The 15602-nt window shown below is 69.8% G+C and carries 16 protein-coding genes; 10 read left to right on the top strand and 6 right to left on the bottom strand.

Annotated features, from left to right (window positions below):
- Positions 1–50 precede the first annotated feature (50 nt).
- On the top strand, positions 51–1331 hold the full coding sequence (locus tag OV287_RS38520) for an alpha/beta fold hydrolase (protein WP_267539035.1): 1281 nt from the start codon (positions 51–53) through the stop codon (positions 1329–1331).
- 73 nt (positions 1332–1404) lie between these two features.
- Here OV287_RS38520 and OV287_RS38515 read toward each other — a convergent pair whose 3' ends face one another.
- Together OV287_RS38515 and OV287_RS38510 are read right to left on the bottom strand one after the other, a co-directional pair.
- Complete coding sequence (locus OV287_RS38515; protein ID WP_267539034.1) at positions 1405–3102, bottom strand: OmpA family protein; 1698 nt, start codon at positions 3100–3102, stop codon at positions 1405–1407.
- 18 nt (positions 3103–3120) lie between these two features.
- The gene (locus tag OV287_RS38510; RefSeq protein ID WP_267539033.1) at positions 3121–3438 is read right to left on the bottom strand and encodes a DUF4398 domain-containing protein; all 318 of its coding nucleotides are present in this window, start codon (positions 3436–3438) and stop codon (positions 3121–3123) included.
- A 159-nt stretch (positions 3439–3597) separates the two neighbouring features.
- On the opposite strand from OV287_RS38510, the gene OV287_RS38505 reads away from it, so the two are divergent.
- Both OV287_RS38505 and OV287_RS38500 read left to right on the top strand, forming a co-directional pair.
- Positions 3598–4584: a HEAT repeat domain-containing protein gene (locus tag OV287_RS38505; RefSeq protein WP_267539032.1), complete on the top strand. Its 987-nt coding sequence runs from the start codon at positions 3598–3600 to the stop codon at positions 4582–4584.
- Positions 4581–5507, top strand: coding sequence for an N-acetylmuramoyl-L-alanine amidase-like domain-containing protein (locus OV287_RS38500; RefSeq protein ID WP_267539031.1), 927 nt, complete (start codon positions 4581–4583; stop codon positions 5505–5507). Before OV287_RS38505 ends, OV287_RS38500 begins: the two co-directional genes overlap by 4 nt.
- An 81-nt stretch (positions 5508–5588) precedes the next feature.
- Here OV287_RS38500 and OV287_RS38495 read toward each other — a convergent pair whose 3' ends face one another.
- Together OV287_RS38495 and OV287_RS38490 are read right to left on the bottom strand one after the other, a co-directional pair.
- Positions 5589–6032, bottom strand: coding sequence for a putative signal transducing protein (locus OV287_RS38495; RefSeq protein ID WP_267539030.1), 444 nt, complete (start codon positions 6030–6032; stop codon positions 5589–5591).
- A gap of 59 nt (positions 6033–6091) precedes the next feature.
- Entirely contained in the window at positions 6092–6448 is a 357-nt protein-coding gene (locus OV287_RS38490) for a response regulator (protein WP_267539029.1), read from the bottom strand.
- A 151-nt stretch (positions 6449–6599) separates the two neighbouring features.
- Here OV287_RS38490 and hpf point away from each other — a divergent pair, with 151 nt between their 5' ends.
- The 3 genes from hpf (at position 6600) to OV287_RS38475 (ending at position 10058) form a co-directional block, all read left to right on the top strand.
- Positions 6600–6944: a ribosome hibernation-promoting factor, HPF/YfiA family gene (gene hpf / locus OV287_RS38485; RefSeq protein ID WP_267539028.1), complete on the top strand. Its 345-nt coding sequence runs from the start codon at positions 6600–6602 to the stop codon at positions 6942–6944.
- 127 nt (positions 6945–7071) lie between these two features.
- Positions 7072–9063, top strand: a complete 1992-nt coding sequence (locus OV287_RS38480) for an MXAN_5187 family protein (protein ID WP_267539027.1) — start codon at positions 7072–7074, stop codon at positions 9061–9063.
- A gap of 107 nt (positions 9064–9170) precedes the next feature.
- Entirely contained in the window at positions 9171–10058 is an 888-nt protein-coding gene (locus OV287_RS38475) for an NAD(P)-dependent oxidoreductase (protein WP_267539026.1), read from the top strand.
- A gap of 12 nt (positions 10059–10070) precedes the next feature.
- Here OV287_RS38475 and OV287_RS38470 read toward each other — a convergent pair whose 3' ends face one another.
- On the bottom strand, positions 10071–10889 hold the full coding sequence (locus tag OV287_RS38470) for a slipin family protein (RefSeq protein WP_267539025.1): 819 nt from the start codon (positions 10887–10889) through the stop codon (positions 10071–10073).
- A 379-nt stretch (positions 10890–11268) separates the two neighbouring features.
- Positions 11269–12444 carry an elongation factor Tu gene (tuf, locus tag OV287_RS38465; RefSeq protein WP_267539024.1) on the bottom strand — a complete coding sequence of 392 codons (1176 nt, stop codon included), beginning with the start codon at positions 12442–12444 and terminating at the stop codon, positions 11269–11271.
- 330 nt (positions 12445–12774) lie between these two features.
- Here tuf and OV287_RS38460 point away from each other — a divergent pair, with 330 nt between their 5' ends.
- The 4 genes from OV287_RS38460 (at position 12775) to OV287_RS38445 (ending at position 15587) form a co-directional block, all read left to right on the top strand.
- On the top strand, positions 12775–13323 hold the full coding sequence (locus OV287_RS38460) for an RNA polymerase sigma factor (protein ID WP_267539023.1): 549 nt from the start codon (positions 12775–12777) through the stop codon (positions 13321–13323).
- Positions 13310–13855 carry a hypothetical protein gene (locus tag OV287_RS38455; RefSeq protein ID WP_267539022.1) on the top strand — a complete coding sequence of 182 codons (546 nt, stop codon included), beginning with the start codon at positions 13310–13312 and terminating at the stop codon, positions 13853–13855. Before OV287_RS38460 ends, OV287_RS38455 begins: the two co-directional genes overlap by 14 nt.
- A gap of 64 nt (positions 13856–13919) precedes the next feature.
- Positions 13920–14861, top strand: a complete 942-nt coding sequence (locus tag OV287_RS38450; RefSeq protein WP_267539021.1) for a TolB family protein — start codon at positions 13920–13922, stop codon at positions 14859–14861.
- A gap of 48 nt (positions 14862–14909) precedes the next feature.
- A complete protein-coding gene (locus tag OV287_RS38445; RefSeq protein ID WP_267539020.1) occupies positions 14910–15587 on the top strand; it encodes a hypothetical protein in 678 nt (225 codons plus the stop codon).
- Positions 15588–15602: the final 15 nt, after the last annotated feature.

The following is a 15602-nucleotide window of genomic DNA, read 5'->3' as shown; positions in this document are numbered from 1 at the left end:
GACGAGGAGTGCTAGCGTGGGACTCCTCTTCCCACGCCGGTAGACCTCTCATGCGCCGACTCCTCTCGTTGATGGGGGCAGTGCTGCTCCTCGCCTCCTGTCAGTCCGTGTCGTCCTCTCGCGCAGGCTCCGCCCTTCCGTCGGAGGGGCAGCCCCTCATCCTTGGGGCGAAGCACAGCCTTCGCTCCAACATCCTCGAGGAGGAGCGCGGCTACCGGCTCTATCTCCCTCCGGGGTACGAGACCTCCTCAGAGCGCTACCCCGTCCTCTACCTCCTGGACGGCGATGCTCACTTCCACCACTCCACCGGCATCGTGCAGTTCCTCGCTGGGAACTCGCATATCCCCCAGATGATCGTGGTGGGGGTGTCCAACACGAACCGCACGCGGGATCTCACTCCGCCGACGCGGGGTGACACCCGGATGCCTGGGATTGGCTCTCCACAGAGCGTCGCGCAGGCGCTTCCCACCGCCGGAGGCGCGGATCGCTTCCTGCGCTTCCTGGTGGAGGAGCTGGCCCCTCACATCGAGGCGCGCTACCGCACGCAGCCCTACCGCATCCTCGTGGGCCACTCGTTCGGCGGACTCTTCGCCCTGCATGCCTTGATGAACCGCCCCGAGAGCTTCCACGCGTACATCGCCATCAGCCCGAGCCTGTGGTGGAACAACGGCGAGCTGGTGGCCGGAGCGGTGAAGTCCCTCGAGCGTCTGCCCGAGCAGGAGCGCTTCCTCTACATGAGCATGGGCAACGAGGGAGACGACATGCTCAAACCCATCCAGCGGCTCGCGGCGTCGCTGGAGCAGGCCCGGTTGGCGCGGCTGGCGTGGCGCTACTCCTTCCTCGAGAACGACCATCACGGCAGCACGCCCCACCGGACGCTCTACGACGGGCTGGAGGCCCTCTTCGAGGACCAGCGTGTCTCCCCGGCGCTGGCGCGTGAGGGCAACCTGGCGCAGGTGGAGGCGAACTACGCCCGCCTGTCGAAGCGGCTTGGTTTCGAGGTTCGCCCGTCCGAGGACCTCGTCAACGCCATGGGGTACTACTTGTTGCGCGACGGCAAAGTCGAGCCCGCCCTCACTGTCTTCCGGCGCAACGTCGAGCTGCACGCCGACTCAGCCAACGTCCATGACAGCCTGGGCGAGGCCCTGGAGGCCGCGGGCCAGCTGGATGCGGCCCTGGCGAGCTACCAGCGAGCACTCGAGCTCGGCATCAAGGCCGACAAGGTGCACCCCGCCTACCAGCAGAGCCTCGAGCGGGTGCTGCACAAGCTGGCCGCCACGCCGAAACCCGCGGCGGCTCCGGTTCAGACCTCGGGCGACAGCGCTCCCTGAAAAGGAAGAGGGTGCTCGCGGCCCGGAGGCGCGCGGCACCCTCTCCTTGTCCCTTCCCGGTGGGGGAGGGGAGTTACTGCTCGACGATGTTGAACTCGGTGCGGCGGTTGTTCGCGCGGCCCTTCGCCGTCGCGTTGTTGTCGATGGGCTTCTCCTCACCGAAGCCCACCGCCTCCATCCGGCCCGGGTCGATGCCGCGTTTGAGCAGCTGCGCCATCACCGAGTCCGCGCGCGCCTGCGACATCTTCAGGTTGACCAGGTCCTTGCCCAGCGAGTCCGTGTGGCCCTCGATGCGCAGCTTCTTGATGGTCGGCATGTCGCGCATCACCTGCGCCACGTCGTCGAGCACGGTGAAGCTCTCCTTGCCGATGATCTTCGCCGAGCCGGAACCGAACTTGATCTGCTTCTTGATCTCGATCTTGCCCTTCTTGACGATGACCATCTTGTACTTCTTGGCGCACCCGCGCTCGTCCTTCACGCCGGGCTCGTCGGGGCACACGTCCACGCGGTCCGGGATGCCGTCGTTGTCCTTGTCCGGATCCGGGCAGCCGCGCATCTCCTTGGGGCCGGCCTCGTTCGGGCAGAAGTCCTGGCGGTCCACCAGGCCGTCCTTGTCCGTGTCCACATCCGCGCAGCCGCGCGTCTCCTGGGGACCGGCCTGCTCCGGGCACATGTCGATCCGGTCCGGGATGCCGTCGCTGTCCTTGTCGGGGTCGGGGCAGCCACGTATCTCCTTCTGGCCGGGCTGATCCGGGCAGAGGTCCATGCGGTCCACCACGCCGTCGCCGTCCTTGTCATCGTCCGGGCAGCCGGCGTTCTCCAGCGGGCCGGACTTCACCGGGCAGCGGTCCAGCCCGTCGGGGATGCCATCCGCGTCGTTGTCGAGGTCCGGGCAGCCGTCCTCGTCCTGGAAGCCGTCCTTGTCCTCGGGCTCCTCGGGGCACTTGTCCTGCGAGTCCTCGACGTTGTCCCCGTCCTTGTCGGTGCGGGGGCAGCCCAGGTTCTGGATGGGGCCGAAGGCATCCGGGCACTTGTCCGCGGTGTCGATCAGCCCGTCCTGGTCATTGTCCGTGTCGGGGCAGCCGTCCGAGTCCTCGAAGCCGTCCTTGTCCTCGGGCTGGTCGCGGCACTTGTCCAGGTTGTCCGGGATGCCGTCGTTGTCGGCGTCGCCAGGGGCCTCCTCGGGGCAGCCCTGGTTGGAGAGCGGACCGGCCGTCAGCGGGCACTTGTCGTTGCCGTCCAGCACGCCGTCCCGGTCGTTGTCCGGCTCGGGGCAGCCGTCCGAGTCCTCGAAGCCGTCGCGATCCTCGGCGCGGTCCGGGCACGGATCGTCCTTGTCGAAGATGCCGTCGCCGTCGGAGTCCTTCTCCTCAATCTGCACCACCACCTGCTGCGGCGGCTTGGGAGTGATCTCCACCTGGGTGGGCTGCTCCGTCGGTTGCCGCGGAGGAGGAGTCCCGTCCGGCTTGTCCTTGACCGTCACCTTCGCGGGGGCGCAGCCCTTGGAGCGCTCCAGGGCCTCCTTGATGGCGCTCTCGGCAGTGCGGATGTGCTCGGAGGCACGGTAGCTGGTGCCCTGGCTCAGCTCGCCACGGGCGAAGTCGAGGTGGGCCACGGCGGTGGCGAGCTGCGTGGGAGCGCAGCGCATGGCGCCGCTGCGCTGGGCGCGCTCGATGTCGGCCTGGATGACCTCGGACTGGGCGCGGACCTTGTTACCGCTCACGCAGGCAGCGGAGAGCAGGAGCAACGAGGAAGCGATGAGACGTCGCATCGGTAGGGTGCTCTCGCGTCAGGGGTTGGGGCTGGGGGAATCGGCTTCTTCCGAGTTGGCATTGGCCATGGCCTTGGCACGGGCCTCGGTGGCGTAGCGGGCGGCCTTCTCGGCGAAGTCCACCCCAGCCTGATAGTCGGAGTAGCCGACCTCCTCACGCGCCTTGCGGATGTAGAGGTTGGCGGCGGTCCACTCGTACGGCGCGAGCTTCTCGGCACCGGCGGTGCGAGCCGCTTGAATCTGCACTTCGGCGTCCAGCAGGTTCGAGGTGGACTTCAGGGGGCCGCATCCGGCGAGGGCTCCCGCCGCAGCCACCAGTACCAGGAGTCGCTTCATGGAAGGGGCCTCGGGATAAGGGCTGGAAGACACTAGGCCCGGTCGTATCAATCGCTCCGGGGAGGGTCAAGAATCGGTCAGTTCTCTCGTCCCGAGGGAGGGAGCGGGCCCGGCGGAGGTTTTGACAGCCGCGCTCGGGCCTTGTCATCCTGGTGGGCCGTGCGCACCCTGCCAGCCTGCCTGCTGCTCGTCCTCGCCCTCACCACTCCGGCCGTCCAGGCCGCCCCCCCCTCCGTCCAGAAGCGCCAGGAGCGCCGCATGGAGACACAGGGGCTCGTCAAGGAGTTCCTCAAGGGGGGGCTGGCGGTGCCCACCGCCATCTCCCGGCTGAGGATTCTGCGGGAGGAGGCCTTTGCGGCGGGGCTGTTCGCCGCGGCCATTCCCGAGGTGCTGGAGCCCCGGCGGCTGCGGGACGTGACGGCCGTGCTGGCCGGGCTGGAGACGCGCGCGGCTGAGCCCACCCTGGTGGACCTGGCCGGGCACGAGGACAGCGCGGTGCGCATGTACGCCATCCAGGGCCTGGGTAAGGTGCGCAGCCGGCGCGTGGACGTGATGCTGCCGCTGCTGGAGGACAAGTCCTACGGGGTGCGCCGGGAGGTGGCGCGCGCCCTGGGGGCCACCGGCAACCCCAAGGTGGGCAAGGCGCTGCTCACCAGCGCGCGCACGGAGACGGATCCGCAGACGCGCGTGATGCTGCTGGAGGCGGTGGGGGCCGCGGGTGACAAGAAGCAGACGCCGGCCCTCAAGGCCTTCCTCGACGACAGCTCGGAGAGCACCCGCTTCGCCGCCGCCCGCGGCCTGTGCCTGCTGGGCGCTCCCGAGGGCTTCACCTTCGCGCGCAAGCTGCTGACCTCCGAGGACAAGCACGTGCGCCGCCAGGGCCTGGCCCTCTATGAGGGGGTCGCCGCGAAGCAGTCCTCGTCCGCGCTCCGTCCGCTGCTGGAGGACAAGGACCGCACGCTCGCGGCCGGCGCGGCCCGCATCCTCTACCAGGGAGGCGACAAGACGATGATGTCCTGGCTGGTGCTCGCCTCGTGGAACGCGCAGGGAGAGGAGAAGCTCGTCTACGAGAAGGAGCTGGAGACGCTCCACCTGGCGGACGACGAGCGCAAGGCGCTCCTACGCAAAGCGGGGGTGGTGAAGTGAAGACGTTCGCCCTGGTCTCGGCGCTGCTGGCCCAGACGCCCGTGGCCGGCAATGCGCCGGCTCCGGCCCGGCCCGGGGCGCCGGCGCGCAATACGCTCAAGGAGCCCGTGGTGGTATGGGCCTCGCTCAATCAGCAGGAGCGCGCCTCCTTCATCACCGGCGACGCGAGCCTCCCGCTCAAGGAGCGGCTGCTGCGGGTGAGCGAGCGCTTCCTGGGCACCCCCTACGTCCACTCTCCGCTGGGGGAGGGGAACGGGGTGGACCCGGACCCGACCTTCAGGCTGGACGCGGTGGACTGCCTCACCTTCGTGGAGCAGGCGCTGGCCATGAGCCTGGCCCCCTCCGAGCCCGACGTGGCGGGGCTGCTCGAGCGCCTGCGCTACGCGAGCGCGCCCACCTACGAGGATCGCAACCACCTGATGGAGGCCCAGTGGCTGCCCAACAACCAGCGCAAGGGCTTCCTCGCGGACGTGACGCGGCGCTACGGCGGTGAGGACACGGTGAAGGTGCAGAAGACGCTCACCTCGGTGACGTGGACCTCGCGCTCCTCGCTGGCGCTGGGGCTGCCCAAGGAGCGTCAGCCGCGGGGCACCTGGAACCTGGACATGATTCCCCTGGAGCGGGTGATGGCGCACGCGCGCCAGGTGCCCTCGGGCACCATCCTCGTCGTGCTGCGCGAGGACCTGCCGCTCAAGGCCACCCGGGTGACGCACCTGGGTTTCGTGGTGCAGAAGGGCAAGCGCACCTGGTTGCGGCATGCCCGGCGCGGCGTGGACGGCAACGGCCGCGTGGTGGACGAGGACCTGGAGACCTTCCTCGCGCGCAACGCGAAGTACGACAAGTGGCGGGTCTCCGGTGTGAGCCTCTACGAGCCTCGCCGCCCCCCCGAGACGGGCGGTGGCGAGCTCGTGCGCTCCCCGTGACGGCCTCGCTGCCCCCCTGCCGCTCAGTGGTAGACGTCTACCACTGATGTGCGACCAAGGGGCATAAGGTGCGCCTGGAGATTACAGGGTGCCAGGCGGGGGCGCGGTGGCCTCCGTCTCGAGCTCCTCTTCCTCGGCGGCGCGGGCGGCCTCGTCGGCGGTGGAGTCCAGCCGGGCCTTCTCCTGCGCCAGCAAGGTGAGGGCGCGCTGGAGGTGCTCCTCGCCGACCATGATCTCCCACCAGGGCTCCAGGGCGCCGGTGGTGAGCACGTCCACGGCGCCTCCTCGGCGCGGCCGGATGAAGACGGGGATGCGCTCGGCCTCCAGCACGCGCGAGTAGTCCTCGGCCGTGAGTGGATCATCCGCCGTCGTGGCCCGGACGAACTTGCGAGTGTCGCTCTCACTGGACAGCGGGATGTGGCGCTGGCGCATGGCCTCCGCGTCCACCAGCTCGCTGCCGGGACAGTCGGCGCACTCCTTCACGCCATCCTGGTATTCGGAACCGCACTGCATGCAGTACTTCATCGTGCCTCCCTCCAGGAACCACACCCTGGCAACCGGGCACGAGGTTAGCACGTGCCGGCTCAGTGCCTGGCTGCTTCCCCCAGGCTGCCGACGGCGGCTGACAAACGCTCGACATCAATGGGCTTGCGCAGCACCACGTCGCAGCAGCCAGCGTCCACATTCGTGTAGCCGGACACCAGGATGACGCCTGCCTTGGGTTGGCGGTGCTTGACCTCCTGTGCGAGCTCCGTTCCACACATACCGGGCAGCGACTCGTCCGTGACCACCACGTCGGGGTGGTCGTTCTCGAAAGCTTTCAGCCCCGACAGACCGTCGGATGCCGTGACGACATCGAAGTCCATCTCGAGCAGCTCCGCGAGAAGCTCCCGGCTGTCGCCGTCATCCTCGACCAGCAACACCTTGATTCGCTCTCCCATGCGACTGAGCAACCCAGGAGTCGTCCGGAAACATCCGCGCTTCTCCGGCGCTCCGCCCCTGGCCAGGAGAGCGGCCGAGGGAGCGGGCTCGATAACCGCTCACCGAATGTCACCAGGCTGTCCATCTTGAGGGTCCAAGGGAGGTGACGCCATGAAGGTGTTGATGCGAGGAGTCCATCTGACGTTGACGGACTCGTTGCGGGACTACGCCACGCAGCATCTGGTGGACCCCATCGCCAAGTTCATCGACGACGAGGCGACCGAGGTGGACATTGCGCTGGTGGACATCAATGGTCCCAAGGGGGGCGTTGACCAGGAGTGCCGGGTGACGGTGCGGATGCCGGGTTTCTCGGCCACGCACATCACGGAGACGGCGGAGACGATGTTCCAGGCGATCGACGCGGCGCGTGACCGGCTGGAGACCGCCATCAAGAGGATGCTGGAGAAGCGCCGGGATGTGAGCAGCCAGGGGCTTCCCCAGGACGTGCGCTTCTAGTGCGCAGGTGGAGCCCGGACCCCTCGCCTGGTGTCCGGGCTCCCAGGCGGACCTACCCGGATTCTTGCTGGCCCCGAGCGGTGGACGCTATAAGCGGACACTTCACCCCCCGGGCTAAAGGTCGGCGATGGTCCGCTTCAAGTTTTTCGTCTTCGCACTCTTGGTCCTCGGACTCGGTCTGGCGCATCTCCCCCTGGTGTCGGGACCGCTGAGCGCCCGGGCCACCGAGGATGCTTCCGCACCAGCCACGGCCGCCATTGCCGAGGTCTCTCGGGCTTTTGACGCGCGCCGGCTCGCGGTGCAGGGCCTGGCGCTGAAGCTCGCGGCGAGCCCGGACGTGGCCACCGCCGTGCAGCCCCAGGTGGTGCCGCTGCCCAAGGGCAAGGGCATCCGCATCGTGGAGCCGCCCACCGGCGAGCGCTTCGCCGCCCTGCGCACCGCCGCGAAGGAGCTGGTGCCCGAGTCGCTCGCGGGCTCGCTCGTCCTCGCGCTCGCCACCTCCGACGGCACCATGTACGCGCTTGCCGAGGGGGAGCCCGCCGCGGACGACAAGCTCGACGTGCAGGCGCTCTCGAAGGCTGGCGCCGAGGGCGTGCAGGTGGACGCGTTCGACGCGCCCCACGTCTTCTACTCCGTGCCGGTGCTGTGGAATCCCGAGGGCGGTCGCTCGCAGGTGGCCGTGACGCTGGTGGTGGGCGCTCCGCTGGTGGATGGCAAGGTGCTGGAGTCCGCGGCCCTGGCCTCCGGCGTCGCCGCGATCGCGCTGGTGCAGGGTGAGAAGGTGCTGGGCACCGCCGGTGCGCAGAAGGAGCTGGCCGACGAGGGCATCAAGGTTCTGCGCAAGGGTCAGTCCGGCCACGTGGTGCAGAGTGGCAGCGTGCGCGGGTGGCTGCCCCAGCTGCCGCAGGTGAAGCTGCCGCTGTTCACGTCCTTCGAGGACGTCAAGGGCGGTGAGGCTCCGCTCTCGGTGGGCTCGCGCCGGGCACTCGAGGGGGGCCTCGAGGTCGTGGCCGTCTCCAGCGTGCGTCCCTTCATGACGGCGCTGGCGGACTACCAGCAGATGGCCCTCTTCGGGTTGATGTGCCTGCTGGGCTTCTCCCTGGTGTGGATGTTGGTGATGGGCTCGGGCCGCGGCGCCTCGGCCGAGGCTCCCGCCAAGGAGAAGAAGGACAAGAAGAAGGGCAAGAAGGGTCAGGAGGAGGCCCCTGCGCCCGCCCAGGTCGCGGCGCCGCTGCCCGTGGCGCCCACGCAGGAGCCCCCTGTGCCCGGCCCGGACGACTTCCCCTTCCCGGCGTCTCCTGCCCGTGTTGCCCAGGCTGTGCCGGCCGCTGAGCCGAGTGGCGATGCGTTCCCGTTCCCGCCGCCGGTTCCGGGCTCGGACGCGTACGCGGCGGCCCCGGCTTCTGGCGGAGATGCGTACCCGTTCGCTTCGCCGCCTCCGGTCGTGGATCCGTACGGCTCGCCCACGGTTCCGGGCAAGGACCCGTTCGCCGCGCAGGCGGGGGCCGCGGATGCCTTCCCGTTTGCTAGCGGAGACGCGGGCGCGGGCGTGGCCACGGCGGAGGCCCGGCGCGGTGCGTTCGCCTTCGAGGACCAGCCGACGGCCGCCTACACGCTGCAGCAGGCGGCGGATCCGTTCGCCGCGGCCGCTGCCCAGGCGGGCCCTGCTCCGGCTTTCGGCGAGGACTCGCCTCCCGAGACGACCCGCGTGGCGGCCATCCCGCAGGAGCTGCTGGCGCGCTCGGCTCGTCCCAACACGGCCGAGGTTCCCCTCCCGCATCACCGCCCGGGTCACCCTGGCGTGGCCGCGCCTTCCTCGGCTCCTGGCACGCCGATGGCGGGCATGATGGGCATGCCGCCGCCGCCTCCTCCTCCCACGGGCAACAGCGCCATCGCCCTGAGCGAGGAGCATCACTTCCAGGACGTCTTCCGCGAGTTCGTCGTGACGCGCGAGCAGTGCGGAGAGCCCAACGACGGCCTGACCTACGACAAGTTCGTGGCCAAGCTGCGCAAGAACAAGGAGCAGCTCGTCCAGAAGTACGCGTGCAAGACGGTGCGCTTCCAGGTGTACGTGAAGGAGGGCAAGGCCGCCCTCAAGGCGACGCCCGTCAAGGACTGACGCGCCCGGCGCCGCACTGTTGTCTCCCGAGGGCTCCAGGTCTCCAGGACCTGGGGCCCTCTCTCTTTTCCTGCTACCTCTGGCGGCTTGCTCTCGAGGAGGTACGCATGAAGGTGGGCTTCATCGGTCTTGGCAACATGGGCCACCCCATGGCGAGGAACCTGCGCGCGGCGGGGCACGAGCTCTCCGTCTACAACCGCACGCGCGGAAAGGCCGAGCCGCTGCGCCAGCAAGGGGCCCGCGTCGCGGACTCGCCAGCGGACGCGGCTCGCGGGGCGGAGGTGGTCTTCTCCATGCTCTCGGATGACTCCGCCGTGGAGGACGCCGTCTTCGGTGACACGGGGCTGTTGGCCGGGCTGGGGCAGGGGGCCGTGCACGTCTCCTCGAGCACCATCTCGGTGGGGCTCTCGGAGCGGCTGGCCGAGGCCCATGTGAAGGCCGGGCAGCGGTACGTATCCGCGCCGGTGTTCGGCAGGCCGGAGGCGGCGGAGGCGAAGCAGCTCTGGGTGGTGGCCGCGGGCGCCAAGGCCGATGTGGAGCGGTGCCGGCCGCTGCTGGAGGCCCTCGGACGCGGGCTCTCGGTGCTCGGTGAGCGGGCGCCCTCGGCGAACGTGGTGAAGCTGTCGGGCAACTTCCTCATCGCCTCGATGATCGAAGCGCTCGGGGAGTCGTTCGCGCTGGCCCGCAAGTCAGGCGTCGAGCCGCAGGTATTCCTGGAGCTGTTCCAGGCGGTGTTCGCGCGCTCCCCCATCTTCGAGCGCTACGCGGTGCTCATCGCCAACGAGCAGTACGAGCCAGCGGGCTTCAAGATGCGGCTCGGGCTCAAGGACGTGAGGCTGGTGCTGGAGGCCGCTGGTGCGGCGGAAGTGCCAATGCCGCTGGCGAGCCTCCTGCACGACCACTACCTCGGCGGAGTAGCCCAGGGCAGGGGAGACCTGGACTGGTCGGCGCTCGGGGCCCTGGCGGCGGAGCGGGCGGGCCTCGACAAGAAGTGAGGCCGCGCTGGCTCAGGTGGACTCGGGTTCGTCACCCTCCGAGGGAGGCCTCGGTGTGCTCCCTCGGGCCGGACGCCTACGCCCGAGCGACGTCAGCTCCGGGCCCACGCCCAGGACGAAGGTGTTGCCGGGCGTGGTGCTCGCGCTGCCGAGCGTCTGCAGCATGCGCAGCTCGAGCAGCGACGGGTGCTCCTCCATCAGCCTCGCCGCGTTGGCCAGGTTGCGCAGGGCCGCGGACTCGCCGCGCGCCTTCTCCAGCATGGCCTGGGCCTCCTTCTTCGCCTTGAGCGACTCCGCGAAGGCGCGGCGCAGGTCCGCCGGCAGCATCACGTCCTTTACTTCCACTGCCTCCACCGAGAGTCCGAAGGCGCGCACCTCTCCGGCCACGCGCTCGCGCATCCGCTGGCCCAGGTCGACACGGCCTGCCGCCAGCTCCTCCAGCGGATGGCGGCCCACCTCCTCGCGCAGGGCGAGCTGCACGGCCAGGTAGAGCGCTTCCGTGAAGTTCTGCACGCGGTGCAGGGCCGGCTCGGGCTCGGCCACCGCGAAGCGCACGGCGAGGCTCACCTTGAGGCCCACCTGCTCCTGGCTGAGCACGTCCTGGCCGGGCACGGTGAGGTAGCGCTGGCGCATGTCCACCTGCTGCGTGCCGTGGCCCTGGCGCAGCACTCGATGGGCTCCGGGCGTCAGCGCGCGCACGAAGCGGCCCTGGCGGTAGAGCAGGGTGGTGAAGCCCTCGGGGACGACCACCTTGAGCACGAGCAGCTTGTAGGCCACCGCGCCCAGCACGAAGGCCACCACCAGCAGCGGGAAGAATCGGAATGTGTCCACCGGCCCCACCTCGTTCAGCGAAAGACGTCGGCTCCAGGAGCCCCGGCGGCGCGGCGGGGGTTCTTCACCCGCAGGGCCGTTCCGCACGGTGCACCTCGAGGGCGCTGGCTCCCGGAGCTTCCGTTGGGGAGTTGAACCCCGGCCTTTGCAGGCTTCCAGGAAGGGGAACCCCGATCCCAGGACACCCCCGGACCGATGTCCGCGGGCGCTGGAGAGGTCTCCCCACCGCACAGGGACGCACCTGTCCCCGTGGCCTGACCGCGATAATTTCCCCTCGCCCTCCGGGAGAGGGACGGGGTGAGGGTATCGGGTGAACCCGGGTTGAACCCCTTGCGCAAAAAGAGCGCCGCCCCCGTCTCCGGAAGCGGCGCTCCTGATGTCATCTCACCTCGGTGACGACGCCGGCGCCAATCGTCTTCCCACCCTCACGGATGGCGAAGCGCATGCCCGGCTCCACGCCGATGGGGCGCAGCAGCCGGAAGCCCACGCGGGCCCGGCCGCCCGGCTGCACGAGCCCCTCGTCCTTCACCTCGATCGTCCCCGTCACGTCCGTACTCCCGAAGAAGAACTGCGGCGTGTACCCGGTGCCGAACGCAGTGTGGCGGCCCCCCTCGCTGGCCGAGAGCACGTACAGCTCGGCCTCACCCGCGGCGTGCGGGTGGATGGAGCCCAGCGCGCAGAGCACCTGGCCGCGAGCCACCTCCTCGCGCTTGAGACCGCGCAGCAGCAACCCCACGTTCTCACCCGCGCGGGCCTCGGCGTGCTGGCGGTGGAAGGACTCGATGCTCGTGACCACCACCTCCCGCGTCTCCGCGCCGCCCAGCCCCACCAGCTCCACCGCCGCCCCCGCAGTGAGCACCCCGCGCTGGATGCGGCCCGTCACCACCGTGCCGCGCCCCGAGATGGTGAAGACGTCCTCGATGGGCATCAGGAACGGCGAGGTGTAGTCCCGCACCGGGTCCGGAATGTGCCTGTCGAGCGCGTCCACCAACTCACGGATGCAGCGGGTGGCCTCGTCCTCCACACGCCCGGCCATGACGGCCTCGAGCGCCTTGAGCGCCGAGCCCTTCACCATCGGCACGTCCGTGTAGCCGTGCGCCGCCATCAGCTCCTGCGTCTCGAGCTCCACCAGCCCGAGCAGCTCCGGGTCCGCCACGTCCACCTTGTTGATGAACACGACCATGCGCTCCACGCCCACCTGGCGGGCCAGGAGGATGTGCTCACGCGTCTGGGGCTGCGGCCCCTGCGAGCCGTCCACCAGCAGGATGGCGCCATCCATCTGGGAAGCGCCGGTGATCATGTTCTTCACGTAGTCCGCGTGACCGGGGCAGTCGATGTGGGCGTAATGACGCGTGGCCGACTCGTACTCGACGTGGGTGATGTTGATGGTGATGCCACGGGCCTTCTCCTCGGGCGCGCTGTCGATCTGGTCGTAGCCGAGGCCCTTACCGCCATGCATTGCGGCCATCACCTGAGTGAGGGCGGCGGTGAGGGTCGTCTTGCCGTGGTCCACGTGGCCGATGGTGCCAACGTTGACGTGCGTCTTGGTGCCCATGGGAGTTGCTCCTTGGTTGTGGGCCGGGCCGGCCCGGGTGAAGGCGCTGGAAAAAGAAAAACCCCTCGAGCCACGCGGGCCCGAGGGGTCGGACGGGGAAGGCGCTGTCGGCCTCAGCCGGTCAGAGCGCCACCTCGCGCCGCACACGCGGGTCTCGCGACGAGCGGGTCGCCGCTGAGACTGATGACGTGAGCGCGAAGGAGGTCATGGCCGTCGAAAGGAAAAAGGAGTTCTGGGGGGCACGGACGCACGGGCCGGAGAATCCTGACGGGGTGTCACGCTTTTCCGGCATCTGCCTATAGAGGGCACGGCGGTACGGACGAGGACACGATGCGGGTGGACGACAGCGCGCGGGAACAGCTCCGGCGGTGGATGGCTCGGCTCGCCGAGGGCGACCGGGACGCCTTCACTCCGGCCTTCGCTTGCCTCCAGCCGCTCCTGGAGCGCTTCTGTGCGCGGCTGCTGCCGTGCCGCGAAGACGCCGAGGACGCGGCGCAGGCGGCGCTGTTGAAGGTGTTTGCCCGAGCCTCGGAGTACGACGCGGCGCGCGAGGCCCTGCCGTGGGTGTTGGGCATCGCCGCCTATGAGTGCCGCACCGTGCTCAAGGCGCGGGCGCGGCGGCGCGAGGCTCCCGAGACGGAGGGCGTGGAGGTGGTGGATGGGGCCGCGGGGCCCGAGGCGCGGCTGCTCGTGGAGGACTTGCGGCACGCGCTGGCGGAGGTGATGGGCGGATTGCGGCCGGAGGATGTGGAGACCCTGGAGGCGGCCATGGGAGCGCGGGAGCGGCCCGCGATTCCTGGCGCCACTTTCCGCAAGCGGCTCGAGCGGGCGCTCGGGCGGCTGCGCGAGGCCTGGAGGATGCGTCATGGTGTCGAGTGAGATGGTGCAGCTCCAGCGTCGTGCCCGCCGGGCCTATGAGTGGGGACGTCTGCGGGCCGCGATGCCCGGAGCCCTGTATGCGGTGGTGCTGACGGTGATGGCGGTCCTGCTCCAGCACGGCGTGAGGCCCTCGGTGCTCGTCTTGGGAGGCCTGCTGACGCTGCTGTGCCTCGGGTTGGGCTGGTGGGGGCGTCAGTGGGACCGGGCGGTGACTCCGGGCTTGATTGCGGGGCTCTTCCCGTTGCTGCTCCCCTTCGTGGTCAGCGGGGCGGGACACGTCTGCTACACCGGTGGCTGCCGGGCCTTCTGTCTCATGACCTGCGTGGGCGGAGGGCTGGCCGCCGGGGCCTTCCTGTCGCTCGCGGCGCTTCGGCTCTCCGAGGGACGTGCGCGCTTCATCTTCGCCTCGGGCACCGTGGCCACGCTCTGCGGGGCCCTGGGCTGTGTCCTCTACGGCCTGAGCGGAGTGCTTGGGCTGGTGGCCGGTCTGGCCCTCATCTCGACGCCCGTGCTCGTCCTGCGCCGGGCCTGAAGCACCCTTCAACCCTGGTCGTCACTGCCTGCCTGGACGTGTCTCCGGGTGGAAAGGAATCCTCATGTCTTCGCTCCTGTCCCTTCCCCTGGCGCTGCTGCTCCACGCGGCTCCCGCGGCTACTCCCGAGCCGGTGCTCTTCGCCCCGGGCGTGGTGTCCACCGGCAACGAGGAGTTCGGCATCACCTTCTCGCCGGATGGGCGCACGGTGGTGTTCAACCGGGCGGATCCCACGCGCTTCCAGTTCCAGCTGTTGATGACCTCCCAGTGGCGGGACGGCCGCTGGACGACTCCCGAGGTGCTGCCCTTCTCGGGCCGCTACCGGGACATCGACCCGGCCTTCTCTCCGGACGGCAAGCGGCTCTTCTTCGCCTCCGTGCGGCCCCAGTCCAAGGAGGAGGTGGTGCATGCCGACTTCGACATCTGGTTCGTCGAGCGCACCGACAAGGGCTGGGGAACACCGCGGCTGGCCGAGGGTCTCAACACCCCGGACACCGAGACGAACACCTCTGTGTCGCGCGAGGGAGCCGTCTACGTGACTCGCAGCCAGAAGGCCGGCAAGCGGCGCATCTACCGGCATGCGCCCCAGGCGTCGGGATGGGGCCCGGGCGAGCCACTGCCGGAGGTCATCAACTCGGGTCACGGGGATGGCAACCACTTCGTGGACGCGGACGAGCGCTACCTCATCTTCTCCTCGCAGCGGCCGGGAGGGGTGGCTCCGGATGGCTACGATCTGTACGTCAGTGAGCGGAAGGAGGGGCAGTGGGGCGTGCCGCGCAACCTCGGACAGGCGGTCAACCAGTTCGATGGGGGGCTTACCCCGACGGTGGTGCCTGCGCGGGGGACGCTCATCTACGCCCAGCGCCGGCCCTTCGTCACCACGCCGCCCGAGCGCCCGCTGACCACGAAGGAGTTCGCCACGAAGCTGGAGTCGCCGGGCAACGGAAATGGCGACTTCTACGAAGTGCGGCTCGCGGATGTGGGGCTGCCCGCGCCGGGCAGGTAGCGCGTGTGCTAAGGCTCCGCATGAACGACGCCGGGCGGGAGGCTCCCCTTGTCCAGATGCGTGGCCGTGCGGTGGATGTTGGCGCTCCTCTTCCTGCTCCCAGCCATGGCTCGCGCTGGGGAGGGGAGGCGCTGGGAGGATGTCCCCGAGGCGGCGGGTGGGAGCCCGGGACGGCTGCGGCTCGTGCAGGCACCGGTCGTGGACACCACGCCGAGGCTTCTCCCGGACCCCGTGCAGGTAGCGCCGCCCGTACATCCCTTGTGGCAGCGGTTGCTCGTCGAAGGGGGAGCGGGCGTGGGCACGGGCCTCGCGGGAGCACTCGTGGGCGTGGGGTTGTACATGCTCGGGAGCGGTCTCCAGCTCTTCGAGCCCGATGAAAGCCCCACGGTCCTTCCCTTCGCGCTCGCGGGGGCAGCCCTCGGCTTCCCGCTGGGCGTCTGGTGGGGGGGCGAGCTGATGGCGGGAGATGGGAGCCTGCTCGCGACAGTCGGCGGCACCGCCGTAGGGGGGCTCGCGGCGGTAGGACTGTGGGCTTTGTCTGAGCGCCCGCGCGAACCGTTCTCCAGCATCCTCAGGGGCGTGGCCATCCCCCTGCCGGTGGTGGGCGCCTTCCTGGGGTACGAGCTCTCCTCCAGCCACCGGAAGAAGGAGACGGGGCTCCAGGTGCAGCCAGCCGTCGTCCTCTCCTCTCAGCACCAGGCGCTGGTGCTGGCCGGTCGCTTCTGAGGGCTCACGAGCCGG

Origin of the sequence: Archangium lansingense (assembly GCF_026626635.1) — a bacterium.
Classification (GTDB): Bacteria; Myxococcota; Myxococcia; order Myxococcales; family Myxococcaceae; genus Archangium; species Archangium lansingense.
This window is presented reverse-complemented; position numbering and strand designations above follow the sequence as displayed.

Excerpts from the sequence above, each read along its gene's own strand:
- OV287_RS38520 (WP_267539035.1), top strand. The coding sequence starts at position 51 with ATGCGCCGACTCCTCTCGTTGATGGGGGCAGTGCTGCTCCTCGCCTCC.
- OV287_RS38515 (WP_267539034.1), bottom strand. The coding sequence starts at position 3,102 with ATGCGACGTCTCATCGCTTCCTCGTTGCTCCTGCTCTCCGCTGCCTGC.
- OV287_RS38510 (WP_267539033.1), bottom strand. The coding sequence starts at position 3,438 with ATGAAGCGACTCCTGGTACTGGTGGCTGCGGCGGGAGCCCTCGCCGGA.
- OV287_RS38495 (WP_267539030.1), bottom strand. The coding sequence starts at position 6,032 with ATGAAGTACTGCATGCAGTGCGGTTCCGAATACCAGGATGGCGTGAAG.
- OV287_RS38490 (WP_267539029.1), bottom strand. The coding sequence starts at position 6,448 with ATGGGAGAGCGAATCAAGGTGTTGCTGGTCGAGGATGACGGCGACAGC.
- hpf (WP_267539028.1), top strand. The coding sequence starts at position 6,600 with ATGAAGGTGTTGATGCGAGGAGTCCATCTGACGTTGACGGACTCGTTG.
- OV287_RS38480 (WP_267539027.1), top strand. The coding sequence starts at position 7,072 with ATGGTCCGCTTCAAGTTTTTCGTCTTCGCACTCTTGGTCCTCGGACTC.
- OV287_RS38475 (WP_267539026.1), top strand. The coding sequence starts at position 9,171 with ATGAAGGTGGGCTTCATCGGTCTTGGCAACATGGGCCACCCCATGGCG.
- tuf (WP_267539024.1), bottom strand. The coding sequence starts at position 12,444 with ATGGGCACCAAGACGCACGTCAACGTTGGCACCATCGGCCACGTGGAC.
- OV287_RS38460 (WP_267539023.1), top strand. The coding sequence starts at position 12,775 with ATGCGGGTGGACGACAGCGCGCGGGAACAGCTCCGGCGGTGGATGGCT.
- OV287_RS38455 (WP_267539022.1), top strand. The coding sequence starts at position 13,310 with ATGGTGTCGAGTGAGATGGTGCAGCTCCAGCGTCGTGCCCGCCGGGCC.
- OV287_RS38450 (WP_267539021.1), top strand. The coding sequence starts at position 13,920 with ATGTCTTCGCTCCTGTCCCTTCCCCTGGCGCTGCTGCTCCACGCGGCT.